This is a genomic window from Chelatococcus sp. XZ-Ab1, from assembly GCF_029309855.1.
GTDB lineage: Bacteria > Pseudomonadota > Alphaproteobacteria > Rhizobiales > Beijerinckiaceae > Chelatococcus_A > Chelatococcus_A sambhunathii.
The window spans coordinates 59,758-76,142 of record NZ_JARKII010000001.1 but is presented as its reverse complement, the minus strand read 5'-3'; the positions used below and the strand labels follow the sequence as shown (position 1 = coordinate 76,142).

Here is a 16,385-nt window from a genome sequence, read left to right as displayed (position 1 = left end):
CGGTCCTCTCAGCGACGGTCGGTCGCAAGCCGCACGGCGAGCCCGGCGAGCACCAGTCCCATCAGGTAGCGCTGCGCCCTGAGCCACAGCGGCCGGCGGGCAAGGAAGGCGGCGATGGCGCCGGCGAATACGACGATGAGCATGTTGACGCTGACGCTCACGCCGATCTGGATCGAGCCGAGGAGAATGTTCTGCAGCAGCACGTCGCCTTTTCCGGGATCGACGAACTGCGGCAGCAGCGACAGGTAGAGCACCGCGATCTTCGGGTTGAGCAGGTTCGTCAGGAAGCCCATGGCGAAGAGGCGGACCGGCCTGTCGGGCGCGAGGTTCCGCGCCTCGAAGGGCGTCGCGCCGCCGGGCTTCACCGCCTGCCAGGCGAGATAGAGGAGATAGGCGGCCCCCGCCCACTTGATGGCCTCGTAGAGGAAGGGCACCGCGAGCGCGAGCGCCGTCAGCCCCACGGCCGCCGCAACCATGTAGAAGACGAAGCCCGCCGCCACCCCGACGAGCGAGACGGCGCCGGCGCGCCAGCCCTGCGTGATCGAGCGCGACACGAGATAGATCATGTTCGGCCCCGGCGTCAGCACCATGCCGAGCGCGATCAGCGCGAAAGCCGCCATCCGCCCCGTGTCGACCACGTCCATCCTTCGCTCCTACATCAGCCAGCGCTTGCGGCGCTTGTAGCTCTTCACCTCGCGGAAGGACTTGCGCTCACCCTCGCCGATGCCGAGGTAGAACTCCTTGACGTCCTCGTTCTCGCGCAGCGAGGCGGCGTCGCCGTCCATCACGATGCGCCCCGTCTCCATGATATAGCCGTAGGTGGCATAGCGCAGGGCGATGTTGGTGTTCTGCTCGGCGAGCAGGAAGGACACGCCCTCCTTGGCGTTGAGGTCCTTCACGATCTCGAAGATCTCCTCCACCACCTGCGGCGCGAGGCCCATCGACGGCTCGTCGAGGAGGATCATCTTCGGCCGGGACATGAGGGCGCGGCCGATGGCGCACATCTGCTGCTCGCCGCCGGAGGTGTAGCCCGACATCGAGCTCCTGCGCTGCCTGAGGCGCGGGAAATAGTCGTAGACCATCTCCATGTCGCGCCGGATGGCGGCCGTCCCGTCGCGCCGCGTGAAGGCGCCGGTCAGGAGGTTCTCCTCGATGGTGAGGTGGCCGAAGCAGTGGCGCCCCTCCATCACCTGGATGCAGCCGCGCCGCACCAGTTCGTTCGGCGTCATCCGGTCGACGCGCTCACCGTCGAACTCGATCGAGCCCTTCGTCACCTCGCCGCGCTCCGCCCGCAACAGGTTGGACACGGCCTTCAGCGTCGTCGTCTTGCCGGCGCCGTTCGCGCCGAGCAGCGCGACGATGCCGCCGCGCGGCACGGTGAGCGACACGCCCTTCAGCACCAGGATGACGTGATCGTAGATCACTTCGATGTTGTTCACCGAGAGGATCGTCTCTGTCGCCGCCTCGGCGGCGGGCGCGGCTGCGGTGCTCATACTGGTTCCCTCGTTGCCCCTGGACTTCCGGGAGCGGTTGGGGGCGGACGGTGAAGATCACGTTCCGTCCTGCCCCCTGCCCTCCCCCATGGGGGAAGGGATGAGACTGCGGACGTTCGCTCAGGACTGCTTGTCGCAGGGCTCCGTGCGCTTCGGCCAGCCCGTGCTCTTCTCGGCATAGTCCTTTGCCGCGGCCTCGAGCAGCGGCTTGACGCGGTCGGCCATCGGCTCGATGGGCTCGGAGATCTTTACCCACTTCTGGCCGTCCCACTGCTGCATAAAGGCCGGGCGATGGCCGTTGTGGTCCGCGCAGGTGAGCTTGATCGGGCCGGCGAAGCCCTCGAGTCCGAGTTCCTTCAGACGGGCCTCGTTAAGGTCGAGCGTCTCGAGGCCGCGGCGCACATCCTCACCCGTCACCGCCGTCTTACCGGTGATCTTCTGTGCGTTGCGGATGCCCTCGGCGATCAGCATCGAGTTGTAGACGCCGCGGTTGTAGAGCACCTCGCCCACGCTGTTCTTCTGTGCCTGGCTGAGGCCCTTGTCGACGACAAGCTTCTGGATGTCCTGCAGGGCCGGAAAGTCGGTGCCCACAGCGTGCCAGTTAAGGGTCTTGAAGCCCTTTCCGCCGGCGCCGGCCGAGCGCAGGTCGTCGTCGCCCGGCCACCAGATGGAGATGAACTTCTCCATGGGGAAGTTGATCTTGGCCGCTTCCTTGACGGCAGTCGGGTTGAGGGCACCCCAGCCATACATCACCATGTAGTCGGGCCGATCGCGTCGCACGCTCAGCCACTGCGAGGACTGGTTCTGCATGCTGTCGGCCGGCACCGGATAGAGCTTGAGCTCGAAGCCGAGGTCGCGCGACAGCTGGTCGAAGAGCGGCAGTGGCTCGCGACCGAAGCCCGCGTCGAGATAGATGTAGCCGATCTTCTTGCCCTTGAGCTTGTCGAGGCCGCCCTCCTGCTCGCCGATGTACTTGATGATCATCGACAGACCATCCCAGTAGGTGTTCGGCGGGTTGAAGATCCAGGGGAAGGTGTCGCCGTCCGCCGAGGCCGAGAGTCCGTAGGCCATGGACAGGATCGGGATCTTGTCGACCGCCGCGCGCGGGATGAGCGGCAGGGTGATACCGGTCGACCACGGGTTGACCATCACCGGCTTCTTGCCTTTCACCGCCTCGTAGCACTCGACGCCCTTCTTGGTGTCGTAGCCCGTCTCGCACTCCTCGAGGATGAGCTTGGCGCCGCCAATGCCCCCATCACGCTCGTTGAGCATGGTGAGATAGTCGCGCATGCCGTTGGCGATCGGGATGCCCGACCCCGAGAAGGGGCCGGTGCGGTAGGTGAACAGCGGCACATAGACCGAATCCTGCGCCTTGGCCGGCACGGCGAAGGCCGCCGATGCCACGACCGCAGTCGCCAGGATGGTGGAAAGCTTGCGCACCATGTTTCGTTTCCTCCCGTTGAAGCGCCCTGCGTCGCGGCGCCCGTCCGTTGTACGGCTCGTTCCCAGCCCTTCGCGCTAGTAGGGGAAGGGCCAGACCCTGAGCTTCTGTTTGCCCGTCTGCCACAGCCGCGCCAGTCCGTGCGGCTCGACAATCAGGAAGAAGATGATGAGCGCGCCGACGATCATGAACGTCAGGTGCTCGACCGTGGCGGCCCCGATGTCGAGGCCGACGAGCGAAGGCGCCCCGCGCAGAACGATGGGCAGGATGTAGATGAGCGCTGCGCCGAAGAAGGAACCGGTGAGGCTGCCGAGCCCGCCGATGATCACCATGAAGAGGATGAGGAAGGACTGGTTGATGGAAAAGACCTCGGGCTCGGCGCCGCCGTACCAGAGGAACACCATCAGCGCGCCGGCGACGCCGCAGTAGAAGGACGAGACGGCGAAGGCGAGCAGCTTCGTCGGCAAGAGCTTGATGCCCATCAACTCGGCAGCGATGTCCATGTCGCGCACCGCCATCCACGAGCGGCCGATGCGACCGTGGACGAGATTGGAGGCGACCCACGTCAGCAGAATGACGACGCCGAGGACGACGTAGTAACGCATCTCGGGCGAGGCGTTGGGGCCCGTCACGGCGATGCCGAACAGGGTCCGCGTCGGCACCTCGATCGCGCCCGAGACGTTGTAGTTGTAGAGCCACGGGATACGGATGAAGCACCATTGCAGGAAGAACTGCGCGGCAAGCGTCGCCACCGCGAGGTAGAAGCCCTTGATGCGCAGCGACGGCAGGCCGAAGAACACGCCGACGGCCGCGGCGAACAGGCCCGAGGTGAGGATCCAGACGATGATGTTCACGCCGGGGAAGATCGTCGTCAGCTTGTAGCAGGCGAACGCCCCCAAGCCCATGAATCCGGCCGTGCCCAGCGACAGGAGCCCGGTGTAGCCGGTCAGGAGGTTGAGCCCGATCGACGCCAGCGCAAAGATGAGGAACGGGATCATCACCACCGACAGAAAGAAGGCGTTGCCCGCGAGCGGGATGACCACGAGAGCGAGTGTGAGAATGAGAGCGATGCCGATCTTGTCCTGCAGGATCGGGAAGACCGCCATGTCTGCGGCATAGTTCGTCTTGAACTGGCCTGCTTCGCGGTAGAACATCGGATGCCGCCTCCTCAGATCCGCTCGATGATCTTCTCGCCGAACAGGCCCTGCGGCCGGAACAGCAGGAAGCCGAGAGCGATGACATAGGCGAGCCAACTCTCGATGCCGCTGCCGACGAGAGGCCCCCAGTAGAATTCGCCGAGCTTTTCGCCGACACCGATAATGAGCCCGCCAACGATGGCGCCAGGCACCGAGGTGAAGCCGCCGAGGATCAGCACCGGCAGGGCTTTCAGCGCGATGATCTGCAGCGCGAAGGACACTTCCGAGCGCGCGCCCCACATGATGCCGGTGGCGAGCGCCACGATGCCGGCGGTGAACCAGACGATGATCCAGATCTGGTTGAGCGAGATGCCGACCGACAGGGCCGCCTTATGGCTGTCGGCGACCGCCCTGAGCGCGCGGCCGATGCGCGTCTTCTGGAAGAAGACAGCGAGCGAGGCCACCATGATCGAGGCGATGACCGCGGCCGTGATGTCGATCTTCTGCAGGCTGACGAAGCCGCCGAGCATCTCGAACTCGACGGAGCCGCGCGGCAGGTAGAGTTCGTCCGTGATCATCACCTTCGGATTGCCACCAAAGACGAGCTCGCCGAAGCCGATGAGGAAATAGGTGAGCCCGAAGGTCGCCATGAAGAGGATGATGTCGGGCTGGTTGACGAGGGGGCGCAGCACGATGCGCTCGACGCCGACGGCGAGCACGAACATCACGCCGATGGTCAGGACGAGCGCCAGGATCGCCGGGACGCCGGCCTCGTACAGCCCGACGAGGGTCAGCGCCGCGAACACCACCATGATGCCCTGGGCGAAGTTGAAAACGCCCGAGGCCTTGAAGATGAGCACGAAACCGAGCGCGATCAGCGCATAGAGCACGCCCGAGACGAGCCCCTCCCACAGGGTCTGCACGAACAGGTCGGGCGCCGAGCCCATCTGCACGAAGGGGTCGATGAAGATGTTGTACAGGATGTCCATCAATGCGCCCTCAGTGCGGCACGCCGAGATAGGCGTCGATGACGGCCTGGTTGCTCTTGACCTCGTCGGGCACGCCGTCCGCGATCTTGCGGCCGTATTCGAGCACGACGACGCGGTCCGACAGGTCCATGACGACGCCCATGTCGTGCTCGATGAGCGCGATGGTGGTTCCGAACTGGCTGTTGACGTCGAGGATGAAGCGGCACATGTCCTCCTTTTCCTCGAGGTTCATGCCCGCCATCGGCTCGTCGAGCAGCAGCAGCTCCGGCTCCATGGCGAGCGCCCGGCCGAGCTCGACACGCTTCTGCAGGCCATAGGGCAGGCGCCCCACCGGCACCTTGCGGATGGCTTCGATCTCGAGGAAGTCGATGATCTCCTCCACCACCTTGCGGTGCTCGATCTCTTCGGCCATCGCCGGCCCATGCCGCAGCATCTGCCAGAAGAAGCCGCGCCTCATCTTCAACGTGCGCCCGGCCATGATGTTGTCGAGCGTCGTCATGCCCTTGAACAGCGCGACGTTCTGGAAGGTCCGCGCGATGCCCTGGCTTGCCGCGACATAGGGGCGCATCTTCGAGCGCGTCCTGCCCTTGAAGGTGATGCGCCCGTCCTGCGGGTGATAGAAGCCGTTGATGACGTTGAGCATCGACGTCTTGCCCGCACCGTTCGGCCCGATGATGGCGCGGATCTCACCCTTGCGGATATCGAAGGAGACATCCGTGATGGCCTTGACCCCGCCGAAGCGCAGGGAAACGTTCTCGACGGCGAGCAGGACGTCGCCGGCCGCGACACCGGCATCCATGTCAGGCGCCCTCATGCGGCCTTCTCCTTCACCGCTGCGGGATAGATCCGCATGTCGCGGATCTTGACGCGCGCCGAGATCGTGCCCTTGCGGCCGTCCTCGAAGGTCACTTCGGTCGTGATGTCAGCCTCCCGCGAGCCGTCGTAGAGCGCCGTGATGAGCGGCGCATAGCGCTCGGCGATGAAGCCGCGCCTGACCTTCTGGGTGCGCGTGAGCTCGCCATCGTCCGCATCGAGCTCCTTGTGCAGGATGAGGAAGCGGCGGATCTGCGCGCCCGCCATCATCGGCTCGGCGGCGAGGGAGCGATTCACTTCGTCGACATTCTTTTCGATCATGTCATAGACGAGCGGATGACCGGCGAGCTCCTGGTAGGAGCCATAGACCACGTTGTTACGCTCGGCCCAGTTGCCGACGGCGGTAAGGTCGATGTTGATGAAGCAGGAAACGTAGTCGCGCTCGTGACCGAAGGCGACGGCCTCCTTGATGTTGGGGAAGAACTTCAGCTTGTTCTCGATGTATTTGGGAGGGAAAAGCGAGCCGTCATTGAGCTTGCCGACGTCCTTGGCGCGGTCGATGATTTTGAGATGGCCGGCAGGATCGAAGAAACCGGCATCACCCGTCTTGATGAAGCCGTCCTCGGTCAGCACCTCTTTGGTCTTCTCGTCATCCTTGAAATAGCCGACGAACATGCCCGGCGAGCGGAACAGCACCTCCCCGCTCTCGGAGAGGCGGATCTCGACATTGGGCATCGGCGGACCGACCGTGTCCGGCTTGATGGCGCCATCGGGCTGGGCCGTGACGTAGAGGAAGGCTTCCGTCTGGCCGTAGAGCTGCTTCAGGTTGAGGCCGAGCGAGCGATAGAAGGAGAAGAGGTCCGGCCCGATCGCCTCGCCTGCCGTATAGGCGACGCGGATGCGCGAGAAGCCGAGCACGTTCTTCAGCGGCTCGTAGACGAGGAGTCGCCCGAGCCCGTAGAGCAATCGCCCGCCGAGCGGCACGTTTTCGCCATTGAGGATCTTCTCGCCATAGCGCTTCGCGACGCCGATGAAGTAGTGGAACATGCGCCGCTTCAGCCCGCCCGCATCCTCCATGCGGATCGTGACGCGGGTCAGGATCTGCTCGAAGACGCGCGGCGGCGCGAAATAGAAGGTCGGGCCGATCTCCTTGAGGTCCTGCATCGCCGTCTCGGCCGATTCCGGACAGGCCATGCAGAAGCCGGCGACGAGCCCCTGGGCATAGTTGAGGTAATGGTCACCGACCCAGGCGAGCGGCAGGTAGGCGAGCACCTCGTCCTTTTCGCCCAGCTTGTCGAAGGTCACCGTGTCGCGCGCCGCGGCGATGCAGCGCTCCGCCGTCAGCACCACGCCCTTCGAGCGGCCGGTCGTGCCCGAGGTGTACAGGATGATGGATACGTCCGAGCCCTTGCCGGCGGCCATGATACCGTCGAGCCAGGACGCGACGCCAGGATCCTTCAGCGCCTCCTCGCCCTCCGCGATGACCTCAGCCATCGGGTGGAGGCGCGTGTGGTCGTAGTCGCGCAGGCCGCGCGGCTCGTCGTAGATCATGTGCCGCAGCAGGGGCAGGCGCTCGGAGACGGAGAGGATCTTGTCGACCTGCTCCTGGTCCTGCACCGCCGCGAACTTCACTTCGGCATGGGCGAGGACATAGGCGAGTTCGTCCGCCACAGCATCGGCATAGACGGGCACCGGCACGGCGCCCAGCATCTGGGCCGCCATGACGGTCCAGTAGAGCTTCGGCCGGTTGGCGCCGACGATGGCGATGGCCTCGCCGTGCTTGAGGCCGAGCCTCTCGAGGCCCACAGCGAGGCAGCGCACGTTCTCGTAGACCTCGGCCCACGTCCACGTTTGCCAGATGCCAAGGTCCTTGTGGCGGAAGGCTGGCCGGTCGCCGCGCACCGCCGCGTTATGCGCCAGAAGCTTGGCGAACGTATCCGCCCGCACGGAATCGACCGCTGTCACGGCGCGTTCCTCCCTTCGGCCGCATCGGCCATGGCGTTTCCCTTCAGGCCGGATTTTGCCGGCTCTCGTTGATGCTCGAATAGTGCGCGGAGGGGCGTGTCTCCGCAAGCATCCGCTTGACAGACAAGTCAGGCCCGTGTTGGCTGGGATGCCGGCTTGTGCCCGGCCTCTTTCCTATTCTTTTCGCCCGTTTTGCGCCATTCCGCCGTCATGCGGGGCGCGGTTCATGCCGCAGCGCATCGTGCGAAAAAGCGAATATCGTCTGGGCCTTATCCGCGCATACTGTGCAACGATTCGCATCCGGTCTCATTCGCCGTAGCGGGCCAGCCGACGCAGGTCGATGATGCGCACGCCGCTGTGCTCGATCTTCAGGAGGCCTTCGTCCTCGAGCGCCCGGAGGCACTTGTTGGTCATCTGGCGCGACAGGCCGGAGAGCAGCCCGAGCTCCTCCTGGCTGATGTCGAGATAGCTGCCGACACTGGGATAGAGCACCGGGTTGAACATCCAGGCAAGGCCGCGCGCGAGACGCGCCTGCGCGTCGAGCATGCGGTCGTAGCCGAGTACGGCGATGAACTGGCCGAGCCGCTCGTTGAGTTGGTGGACGAGGAAACGGTTGAAGGCGACGCTGTTGTCGAAGAGCCAGAGAAAGGTCGCCCGGTTCATCAGGGCAAGGCGGGTCGCGCGGATGGCGACGAGATCGTACTTGCGCTGTTCGTCCTTGAGCAGGGTTCCCTCCCCGAACCATCCGCCCGCGGGCACGCCGGTGAAGGTCACGGCCTTGCCCGTATCGGACACGGTGCTGACCTTGACGAGACCGCTGACGACGCCGGACCAGCTGTCGAAGCGGTCCCCCTGATGGCAGATGTACTCGCCCTGCCCGAAGCTGCGCTCGACGATGCCCTTGGCCGCCCGCTCCCGCTCGGCGGGTGCCAGATCGTGCGCCCAGCGGGCAATGGAAAGAAGATACTCGGTCGTGATCAAGACACTGTCCGTGGCCGCGTCGCCGGCACACTATAGAGAGGCTTGCCGGCCGAGCGAAGCATTGCGCGCCGCCGCAGGCCTCGGCCTTTCGTCGCCCTTCTTTCGTCCTCTTGTCCAGTCTGGTCCGGAATGGAACCTTGGCGGCAGGAACCGGGCGAACCTTGGGGGAACCATCCTGCGATGATCATTGAAGCCGAACGCTCCTGCCTTCTTCTCGTCGATTTTCAGGGCCGCCTCGCGCCCGCCATTTCAAGCGCCATGGAAACGGTTGCCGCCGCGCGACGCCTCGCGCTCGCCGCCCGGCTCTTCGGCGTGCCCGTCATCGCCAGCGAGCAGAACCCGCAGGGGCTCGGCCCGACGATCGAGGCCCTGCGGGACCTGCCGGAGCTCGTCATCGCCAAGACGGCCTTCGACGCCTCGCGCCAGAGCGAACTGCAGGATGCCCTCGACGAGGATCGCGACACGGTGCTCATCGCCGGCTGGGAGGCGCATGTCTGCGTCATGCAGACGGCCTTCGGCCTCAAGATGAACGGCTTCGCCCCCGTCGTCGTGGCTGACGCCATCGGCTCGCGCCAGCCGGCGAGCAAGGCTGCCGCGCTCGACCGGCTCGCCCGCCATGGCGTCGAGATCGTCACGAGCGAGATGGTCGTTTTCGAATGGCTGCAGGATTGCGAGCACCCGCGCTTCAAGGAAGCGCTCGCCCTGATCAAGTGACTTATGGTCAGGTGCGTCGTGGCGGGCGCGGCACACCCGCCTGCCGCGCATAGGCCGCCGGGGTCAACCCATAGGCGCGTTTGAACAGTCGGGTCAGATGCGCCTGGTCGGTGAAGCCGGCGCCAGCCGCCGCTTCGGCGGGCGGGACGCCACGGGCGAGCGCACCCTTCGCCGCCTCCAGGCGGATGGCGCGCAGATATTCGCTCGGCGGCAGGCCGAAGCGGAGCCGGAAGGCGCGGATGAGCTGGAAGCGCCCGAGCCCTTCTCCCTCGGCGAGCGCCTCGATCGTCAGCCGCTCCGCCATCTCTTCCCGCATGCGCGCGGCGAGCCGGGCGATGGCTCCATGGCCTGCATCCTCCGCGCGGCCGCGCCGCCCGGCGTGCCGCATGAGCGCGGCGGCGAGCCCGAGGTAGCGCTCCCCCGCCGCGAAGGGATCATCCCCGGCGTCGAGCTCGCGCGCATAGGCGAAAAGCGCGGCGGCAAGCGGCGGATCCTCCGCCACCACATCCCGGAAGCCGATCTCGTGCCGGGGGCCGAGTTCGGCGAGCGCGGCCGACAATTGCTCCGGCGCGAGATAGAGCATGCGGTAGACGACGCCCGCGTCGGTTGTCGCATGGCCGTCATGCAGGTCGAAGGGGCTGAACAGGATGACGGAGCCCGGCTGCGTCCGGTGCCGGGCGCCGCGGCACCAGAAGCTCTGCGATCCCCGCTCCGTGAAGCCGACGGCATAGGTCGCATGCGCGTGCCGGCCATAGGCGTGCCGGCTGAGGCCGGCCTGCAGCGCCTCGGCCCCGCGCGTGTCATCGCGCCGTGTCCGGAACCAGTCGTCGGCAGTTGCCTGTTGCAAGACCATCCCTCCTCGCCGCACCAGCGTACAAGACGCGGGGCGCGACCGGAAACGATCCTGGACGCGACATGTCGATAAAGAGGCAGGAGAGCCCGGATCAGATGAAGTTCGACACCAAGATCGCCATTGCCGTGCGCGAGGATCTCGCCGTCTGGCAGAAGCTCAACATGGTCGCCTTCCTCGCGAGCGGCGTCGCCACCGGCCGGCCCGGCACCATCGGGGAGCCCTATCGCGACGGCTCGGGCCGGCAGTACTGGTCGATGTTCGGCCAGCCCGTGGTCGTGCTGACGGCCGCGGACGGCGCGGAACTCAAGGCTGCCTACGAGCGGGCCTGGTCACGCGGCCTCGGCCTCGCCGTCTTCACCGAGCAACTGTTCGCAACCGGCCACGACGCGACGAACCGCGCCGCCGTCGCCGCCGTGCCGAGCCCGGAGCTCGATCTTGCGGGCTTTGCCGTGCACGGGCCACGCAACGACGTCGACCGCGCCCTCAAGGGGCTCGGCCTGCACCGTTGAGCCCGGCCTATTCCGCCGCCATGGCGAGCGGCGGCTCGCCGGCGCGCCAGCGCTCCAGGAGTTGCGCCTCCTCCTTCTTCGCTGCCTCCAGATGGCGCAGCTTGACGTGGCCGAAGCCCCGGATCTTCTCGGGGATCGAGGCGAGCGCGACCGCGAGCGCATGGTTGTCCTGCGTCAGACCTTGCGTGAGCTCCGCGACGAGCGTCTCGTAGTCCTCGATCAGCTGCCGCTCCATGCGCCGCTCGGCGGTATAGCCGAAGATGTCGAGCGGCGTGCCGCGCAGCACCTTGAGCTTCGCCAGCATCCGGAAGACGGGCAGCATCCGCGGGCCGAAGCTCGTCTTCTTCGGATTGCCGCTGGCATCCTTGCGGCCGAGGATCGGCGGCGCGAGGTGGAACTCGTAGCGCAGGTTCTCGCCCGAGAAGGTCGCCCTCACCTGCTTCTCGAAGCTGCCGTCGGTGTAGAGCCGCGCCACCTCGTACTCGTCCTTGTAGGCCATGAGCTTGAAGAGATAGCGCGCCACCGCCGTCGCCAGCGCCGTCGCGCCGGGCTTCACCGCCGCCTCGCGCTCACGCACGCGCTCGACGAGCGCCGCATAGCGCGCCGCATAGGCGCTGTTCTGGTAGGCGGTGAGGAAGTCGACGCGCCGCTCCACCATCTCGTCGAGGGTCTGCGAGATGTGCCGGGCCGGCGTCGCCTCGCGCGTCGGCGCCACGAGTTGCTCGATGCGCGCCGGCTCCAGCGCCGCACGCCGGCCCCACAGGAAGGCCGCCTGGTTGAGTCCAACCGCCTGGCCATTGAGCGCGATGGCCTTCTCCAGCGCCGCGGCCGAGACTGGCACCTTGCCACGCTGGTAGGCGAAGCCGAGCATGAACATGTTGGCGGCGATGGCATTGCCGAGGATGGCGTTGGCGATGCCGGTCGCGTCGACGAAGGCGACGCCCTCTCCGGCAGCGGCCGCGATGGCCCGCTTGATGCGCTCGCTCGGCAGGCGGTAATCGGCGTTGCGCGTGAACTCGCCCGGATGCACCTCGGCCGTATTGACAACGACGGAGGTGCCGTCGGGCCGGATGGCGGCGAGCACCTTCTTCATACCGGTGACGACGAGGTCGCAGCCGAGGATGAGGTCCGCCTCGCCGGCGAATACGCGGATGGCGTGGATGTCCTCGGGCTTCTCGGCCAGCCGGACGTGGCTGAAGACGGCGCCGCCCTTCTGGGCAAGGCCCGCCATGTCGATCATGCCGCAGGCCTTGCCTTCGAGATGCGCAGCCATGCCAAGGATGGCGCCGATCGTGACCACGCCCGTGCCACCGACGCCGGTGACGATGATGTTCCACGGCCGGCCGTTGAAGCCCGGCAACTCCGGCTCGGGCAGGATGCCCCAGTCATCGGCGCTCTCCTTCACCTTGGCCGGTGTCGGCTTCTTCAGTTGCGCACCATGCACGGTGACGAAGGAGGGGCAGAAGCCGTTGACGCAGGAAAAGTCCTTGTTGCAGTTCGACTGATCGATGAGGCGCTTGCGGCCGAACTCGGTCTCCAGCGGCTGCACGGACACGCAGTTGGACTTGACCCCGCAGTCGCCGCAGCCCTCGCAGACGAGCTCGTTGATGATGACGCGCTTGTCCGGATCCGGGAACTCGCCCTTCTTGCGCCGACGGCGCTTCTCGGCCGCGCAGGTCTGGTCGTAGATCAGCACCGTGACGCCGGGAATGGCGGCAAGCTCGCGCTGCACCGTCTCGAGGTCGTCGCGGTGATGAAGGGTGATGCCTGCCGGCCACTCGATGGTTGCCGGATATTTGTGGGGTTCGTCCGAGACGAGGGCGATGCGCTCGACGCCTTCGGCGCGCACCTGCCGGGCGATCATGTCCACCGTGAGGCTGCCCTCGTGGTGCTGGCCGCCGGTCATGGCGACGGCGTCGTTGAACAGGATCTTGTAGGTGATGTTGGTCTTCGTCGCGATGGCCCAGCGCAGGGCGAGGATGCCTGAGTGGTTGTAGGTGCCGTCGCCGAGGTTCTGGAAGACGTGGCCGCGCGTGGAGAAGGGCGCCTCGCCTATCCAGTTGGCGCCCTCGCCGCCCATCTGGGTGAAGCCGTCGGTGCGTCGGTCCATCCATTGCACCATGTAGTGACAACCGATGCCGGCATAGGCGCGCATGCCCTCCGGCACCACCGTCGAGCTGTTGTGCGGGCAGCCGGAGCAATAGTGCGGCAGGCGGTTGGCGATTTCCGGTGCCTCCTTGAGGGCGCGCTGGAACGCCTTGATGCGGTTGACACGCGCCGCAAGCTCCTCGCTCGGGTAGTAGCGCAGCACGCGCTCCCCGACCGCGATGGCGATGTCGTTGGGGTCGAGCGCGCCCTTGACCGGGAAGAGCCAGTTGCCCTCCTCGTCCTTCTTGCCGACGCAGATCGGCTGGTCGGCCGTGCCGTAGAGCTCCTCGCGCAGCTGCACCTCGATGAGCGAGCGCTTCTCCTCGACCACGATCACCATGTCGAGGCCGCGGGCGAAGTCGAGCAGGTCCGCGCGGCCGAGCGGCCACGGGCAGGCGATCTTGTAGAGGCGGATGCCGAGGTCGTTGGCGCGGACCTCGTCGATGCCGAGGTCCTCGAGCGCCTGGCGCACGTCGAGATAGCTCTTCCCCACCGTGACGATGCCGATCTTCGGGGTGCGACCGCCCGAGGTGATGATGCGGTTGAGCCTGTTGGCGCGCACGAAGGCGAGCACGGCCTCACGCTTGAACTCGTGCAGCCGCTCCTCCTGCTGGAGGATGTTGTCGAACGGCCGGATGTTGAGCCCGCCCGGCGGCATGACGAAGTCTTCCGGCAGCACGATGTCTAGGCGATCCAGCGAGCCGTCGACAACGGCGGTCGATTCCACCGTGTCCTTCATGCCCTTGAGGGCCACCCAGGTGCCGGCGAAGCGGCTGAGCGCGTAACCGTAAAGGCCGTAGTCGATCAGTTCCTGCACGCCGGCCGGGTTGAGGATCGGCACCATCATGTCGACGAAGTTGAACTCCGTCTGGTGCGCCACGGTAGAGGATTCGGCCGTGTGGTCGTCGCCCATGATGGCGACGACGCCGCCATGCTTCGACGTGCCGGCCATGTTGGCATGGCGGAAGACGTCGCCCGAGCGGTCGACGCCCGGGCCCTTGCCGTACCACAGCGAGAAGACGCCGTCGTATTTGCCCTCGCCGCGCATCTCGGCCTGCTGCGTGCCCCAGACGGCGGTCGCGGCGAGATCCTCGTTGAGGCCGGGCTGGAAGACGATTCCCGCCGGATCGAGATAGCGCTTGGCGCGCTCGAACTGCTGGTCGAGGCCACCGAGTGGCGAGCCACGGTAGCCGGAAACAAAACCGGCGGTATGGAGGCCCATCCGCCGGTCACGCTCCCGCTGCATCAGCATGAGGCGTACGATCGCCTGCGTGCCGGTGATGAAGACGTTGCTCTTCGTGAGGTCGTACTTGTCGTCGAGCGACACGTCCCTAAGCGGAATGGCGGGCTGGCCCATGCCGATCCTCCTCCTGGCGCCTCTCGGACGCGCTTGCCGCCGGATTGCTTCCGGTCTTGCCATCTCGATATGTCAGCAATGCTGACATAATTTCGAATCTGCGTCAACGAGATGAGAATGGTTCCAGGCGGAGGTGCTTCCCGACCCCGGCGCCTCCATTTCGCCCCACTCGCACCGACATGTGCTAGAAACGGAAGGCGATGCTCCCGCACCCGCGTGCAAGATCGCAAGCAATGGTTAACCCTGTCGGCCGAGGCTGGACGGAACGCGTTGCGCTCGCTCGGATGAAATGACGGCGACATGACCCCGATGATCAAACGCCCTGCCGCCGCGATCACAGCGGCCTTAATGACGGCGCTCGCCGCCGCACCCGCCGCCGCCCATCCGCATGTCTGGGTAACGGCGCGCAGCGAGGTGCTCTACGACGGCAAGGGGGAGATGATGGGCGTGCGCCACGTCTGGACGTTCGACGCGGCCTATTCGGCCTTCGCCGTGCAGGGCCTCGACAAAGACGGCGACGGCAAGATTTCGCCCGACGAGCTCAAGGAGCTCGCCCAGGTCAATGTCGAATCCCTCAATGAGTACGGCTACTTCACAGTCGCCAAGGCGAACGGCGCCAAGGTCGCCTTCGCCGACCCCAGGGACTACGGTCTCACCTATGACAACGGCGCCCTGACGCTCACCTTCACGCTGCCCACAGCGAAGCCCGCGCGTGCGGACAAGCTGCTGTCGCTCGAAGTCTACGACCCGACCTATTTCGTCTCCTTCGCCATGGCGGAAGGCGATGACGCCGTGCGGCTCGCCGACGGCCCGAGCGGCTGCAAGACCAATGTCACCCGCCCGAAGACGCCTGACCCCGCCAAGATGCAGGAATTGTCGGAGAGTTTCTTCGAGAACCTCAGCGCGAACTCGACCTTCGGGGCCGATTTCGCCAACCGCGTGCTCGTGGCCTGCCCGTGACGAGCGTCGGTCTGGCAGGAGCGACGGCAGGGCCGCGTCTCGTGGCGCGCCGGCTCGTCGTTGCAATCATCGCAGTGGCGGTGGTCACCGGCGTGCTCGCGCTCATCGCCCACCTCCTGCAGGGGAGCGCGACACCGGCGCCGCCGGCGCGCAACCCCTTCGGCACCGGGCTGCGCGAGGCCGCGCCGGAGCCGACGGGTTTCGGCGCCTTTATCCTCGCCGTCCAGAGCCAGTACTACCGCCAGCTCACCGCCGCCGTGCAGGCGATGAAACAGGATGGCGCCGCCTTCTGGAGCCTCGTCGCCATCGGCTTCGCCTATGGCGTCTTCCATGCCGCCGGTCCGGGCCACGGCAAGGGCGTCATCTCCGGCTATATCGTGGCCAGCGGCCGCTCGCTGAAGCGCGGCGTCGGCCTCAGCTTCGCCGCCGCCCTCGTGCAGGCGCTGGTCGCCATCGCGCTCATCGCCGTGCTCGCCCTTGCGCTCAACGCGACCGCGCGCTCCATCAACGAGACCGCGCGCCTCGTGGAACTCGCCAGCTTCGCCGCGGTCGCGCTGATGGGGGCCGCCGTACTGTGGCGCAAGGCCGGCCGCTTCGTCGCCATCGGCCTGCCGCAGGCCGGTGCCGCATCCTGCGACGACGACTGCGGCCACGTGCACATCCCCCCGCCGGAGGCGCTCGACCGGATGCGCGACTGGCGCGAGATGGCGGGCATCGCCCTCGCCGCCGGCATCCGCCCCTGTTCGGGGGCGCTCATCGTCCTCGTCTTCGCCCTGTCGCAAGGCCTCTTCGCCGCCGGCGTCGCCGCGACGCTCGCCATGGCGCTCGGCACGGCCCTGACGACGGGGGCACTCGCGGCCCTCGCCGTCTTCGCCAAGGCACTCGCGCTGCGGCTCGCAGGCGGGCGCGGCCTCACGGGCGCGCGCATCGTCGGGGGGCTCGAGGTCCTTGCCGGAGCCTTCGTCCTCGTGCTCGGCCTTGCCCTCCTCGCAGGCCTGTGGGCCGGCGCCGCGCCAAGCTGAACGG

General features: G+C 66.7%; 14 protein-coding genes. 4 read left to right on the top strand and 10 right to left on the bottom strand.

Annotated features, from left to right (window positions below; genetic code table 11):
* Positions 1–8 precede the first annotated feature (8 nt).
* The 8 genes from P2T65_RS00375 to P2T65_RS00340 form a co-directional block, all read right to left on the bottom strand.
* On the bottom strand, positions 9–644 hold the full coding sequence (locus tag P2T65_RS00375; RefSeq protein ID WP_276198978.1) for a LysE family translocator: 636 nt from the start codon (positions 642–644) through the stop codon (positions 9–11).
* 9 nt (positions 645–653) lie between these two features.
* A complete protein-coding gene (locus P2T65_RS00370) occupies positions 654–1,493 on the bottom strand; it encodes an ABC transporter ATP-binding protein (RefSeq protein WP_055457710.1) in 840 nt (279 codons plus the stop codon).
* A gap of 120 nt (positions 1,494–1,613) precedes the next feature.
* Positions 1,614–2,936 (bottom strand): ABC transporter substrate-binding protein, encoded by a 1,323-nt coding sequence (locus P2T65_RS00365; RefSeq protein WP_055457711.1) that lies wholly within the window; start codon positions 2,934–2,936, stop codon positions 1,614–1,616.
* 75 nt (positions 2,937–3,011) lie between these two features.
* Positions 3,012–4,088: a branched-chain amino acid ABC transporter permease gene (locus tag P2T65_RS00360; RefSeq protein WP_276198977.1), complete on the bottom strand. Its 1,077-nt coding sequence runs from the start codon at positions 4,086–4,088 to the stop codon at positions 3,012–3,014.
* A gap of 14 nt (positions 4,089–4,102) precedes the next feature.
* Entirely contained in the window at positions 4,103–5,059 is a 957-nt protein-coding gene (locus P2T65_RS00355; protein ID WP_186437989.1) for a branched-chain amino acid ABC transporter permease, read from the bottom strand.
* Positions 5,060–5,069: 10 nt separating this feature from the next.
* Positions 5,070–5,873, bottom strand: coding sequence for an ABC transporter ATP-binding protein (locus P2T65_RS00350; RefSeq protein ID WP_063185527.1), 804 nt, complete (start codon positions 5,871–5,873; stop codon positions 5,070–5,072).
* Entirely contained in the window at positions 5,870–7,837 is a 1,968-nt protein-coding gene (locus P2T65_RS00345) for an AMP-binding protein (RefSeq protein ID WP_276198976.1), read from the bottom strand. Before P2T65_RS00345 ends, P2T65_RS00350 begins: the two co-directional genes overlap by 4 nt.
* Positions 7,838–8,143: 306 nt before the next feature.
* Positions 8,144–8,818: a Crp/Fnr family transcriptional regulator gene (locus P2T65_RS00340; protein ID WP_063185529.1), complete on the bottom strand. Its 675-nt coding sequence runs from the start codon at positions 8,816–8,818 to the stop codon at positions 8,144–8,146.
* A 180-nt stretch (positions 8,819–8,998) separates the two neighbouring features.
* On the opposite strand from P2T65_RS00340, the gene P2T65_RS00335 reads away from it, so the two are divergent.
* Positions 8,999–9,532: an isochorismatase family protein gene (locus P2T65_RS00335; RefSeq protein WP_276198975.1), complete on the top strand. Its 534-nt coding sequence runs from the start codon at positions 8,999–9,001 to the stop codon at positions 9,530–9,532.
* A 7-nt stretch (positions 9,533–9,539) separates the two neighbouring features.
* Here P2T65_RS00335 and P2T65_RS00330 read toward each other — a convergent pair whose 3' ends face one another.
* On the bottom strand, positions 9,540–10,379 hold the full coding sequence (locus P2T65_RS00330) for an AraC family transcriptional regulator (RefSeq protein WP_276198974.1): 840 nt from the start codon (positions 10,377–10,379) through the stop codon (positions 9,540–9,542).
* 101 nt (positions 10,380–10,480) lie between these two features.
* Here P2T65_RS00330 and P2T65_RS00325 point away from each other — a divergent pair, with 101 nt between their 5' ends.
* Complete coding sequence (locus P2T65_RS00325; RefSeq protein WP_071924136.1) at positions 10,481–10,894, top strand: DUF2000 domain-containing protein; 414 nt, start codon at positions 10,481–10,483, stop codon at positions 10,892–10,894.
* 7 nt (positions 10,895–10,901) lie between these two features.
* On the opposite strand, the gene P2T65_RS00320 is transcribed toward P2T65_RS00325, so the two are convergent.
* Positions 10,902–14,399 carry an indolepyruvate ferredoxin oxidoreductase family protein gene (locus tag P2T65_RS00320; protein WP_276198973.1) on the bottom strand — a complete coding sequence of 1,166 codons (3,498 nt, stop codon included), beginning with the start codon at positions 14,397–14,399 and terminating at the stop codon, positions 10,902–10,904.
* A 309-nt stretch (positions 14,400–14,708) separates the two neighbouring features.
* Here P2T65_RS00320 and P2T65_RS00315 point away from each other — a divergent pair, with 309 nt between their 5' ends.
* Complete coding sequence (locus P2T65_RS00315; protein ID WP_245316225.1) at positions 14,709–15,359, top strand: DUF1007 family protein; 651 nt, start codon at positions 14,709–14,711, stop codon at positions 15,357–15,359.
* Positions 15,356–16,381, top strand: a complete 1,026-nt coding sequence (locus P2T65_RS00310) for a nickel/cobalt transporter (protein ID WP_071924138.1) — start codon at positions 15,356–15,358, stop codon at positions 16,379–16,381. Before P2T65_RS00315 ends, P2T65_RS00310 begins: the two co-directional genes overlap by 4 nt.
* The last annotated feature ends 4 nt before the right edge of the window (positions 16,382–16,385 follow it).

What these genes read in the sequence shown, in the direction of transcription:
- P2T65_RS00375 (WP_276198978.1), bottom strand. Translation starts at nt 644, where the DNA reads ATGGACGTGGTCGACACGGGGCGGATGGCGGCTTTCGCGCTGATCGCG.
- P2T65_RS00370 (WP_055457710.1), bottom strand. Translation starts at nt 1,493, where the DNA reads ATGAGCACCGCAGCCGCGCCCGCCGCCGAGGCGGCGACAGAGACGATC.
- P2T65_RS00365 (WP_055457711.1), bottom strand. Translation starts at nt 2,936, where the DNA reads ATGGTGCGCAAGCTTTCCACCATCCTGGCGACTGCGGTCGTGGCATCG.
- P2T65_RS00360 (WP_276198977.1), bottom strand. Translation starts at nt 4,088, where the DNA reads ATGTTCTACCGCGAAGCAGGCCAGTTCAAGACGAACTATGCCGCAGAC.
- P2T65_RS00355 (WP_186437989.1), bottom strand. Translation starts at nt 5,059, where the DNA reads ATGGACATCCTGTACAACATCTTCATCGACCCCTTCGTGCAGATGGGC.
- P2T65_RS00350 (WP_063185527.1), bottom strand. Translation starts at nt 5,873, where the DNA reads ATGAGGGCGCCTGACATGGATGCCGGTGTCGCGGCCGGCGACGTCCTG.
- P2T65_RS00335 (WP_276198975.1), top strand. Translation starts at nt 8,999, where the DNA reads ATGATCATTGAAGCCGAACGCTCCTGCCTTCTTCTCGTCGATTTTCAG.
- P2T65_RS00325 (WP_071924136.1), top strand. Translation starts at nt 10,481, where the DNA reads ATGAAGTTCGACACCAAGATCGCCATTGCCGTGCGCGAGGATCTCGCC.
- P2T65_RS00320 (WP_276198973.1), bottom strand. Translation starts at nt 14,399, where the DNA reads ATGGGCCAGCCCGCCATTCCGCTTAGGGACGTGTCGCTCGACGACAAG.
- P2T65_RS00315 (WP_245316225.1), top strand. Translation starts at nt 14,709, where the DNA reads ATGATCAAACGCCCTGCCGCCGCGATCACAGCGGCCTTAATGACGGCG.